The sequence below is a fragment of the Actinoplanes awajinensis subsp. mycoplanecinus genome, from assembly GCF_001509495.1.
Taxonomy (GTDB): domain Bacteria; phylum Actinomycetota; class Actinomycetes; order Mycobacteriales; family Micromonosporaceae; genus Actinoplanes; species Actinoplanes palleronii.
Genome location: NZ_LLZH01000126.1, coordinates 1 through 858, shown reverse-complemented (window position 1 = coordinate 858; position 858 = coordinate 1). Strand labels below are relative to the sequence as shown.

At 70.0% G+C, this 858-nt stretch carries 1 protein-coding gene; it reads left to right on the top strand.

The window, feature by feature from the left end:
• Positions 1–677 (top strand): DUF6197 family protein (locus tag ADL15_RS54190; RefSeq protein ID WP_449369303.1); only part of this gene is annotated, 677 nt, incomplete at its 5' end.
• Between the last annotated feature and the right edge of the window lie 181 nt (positions 678–858).

Genomic DNA, 858 nt, shown 5'->3' with positions numbered 1-858 from the left:
TGTTCACCCCTCCGGCGTGCACGGTCGGCGCGATCGGCATGGTCTGCTACGGCGGCCCGGTCGACGCTCCGGCGCAGATGTTCGACGACCCGCACTGGGCCGACTTCGAACAGGCCCTCGCCCACCTGGACGGGTACCTGCTCGCGGAGGCCGGCTCCCAGGCGTACGACTTCAACGACGCCCGGGGCCGCACCCTCGACGAGGTCACGCGCATGCTGCGCCGGGCCGCGTCGACTCCCGCCGAGCAGATCCAGGACGCGCTGCAGCTGCAGCACGCCAACGGCACCCACGTTCCGGGAACGGACGCGGGCTGCCTGAACTGTCAGACGGCGTGCTTCTGCAGCACCGGCTTCGAGTGCGTGCGCTGCGCACTGGAGCACCAGGCGGACCCGGACACCTTCACGGACTGCCAGTTCTGCGGCGCGCCGGGCGGTTACCCCTACTGCACGACCCGGGCACCGGGTGGAATTTCCTGCCTGACGGCCATCGAGATCGACCAGTCGGACACCGTCTCCAACCTGGAGGTCGGGGACGACGGCAGGGCGCAATGCCCGAGCTGCGGTCGTCGCGCGCCGATGATCGGTGACCGTCTGGCCGTCCATCTGCGGCACCCGGGCCTGCCCGCCGACACCTGCGACGGCGGCGACCCCACCCTCCGAGGTGGTGACGCCCGATGAGCAAGAACACTGTCAAGCGCACCTTGACGCGTAGGCGTCACGGCCGATCTCGCCATGGGCGTGGTCTGCAGGTGCTGGTGTTGCTGCTGGTGCGGTTCCTGTCCGGTCAACCGGTGAACGGTCGTCGGCAGAGCAACTGCACGTTCTGGAGCGCGGGTACCCGCCGGGTCGGTGTTCCGGC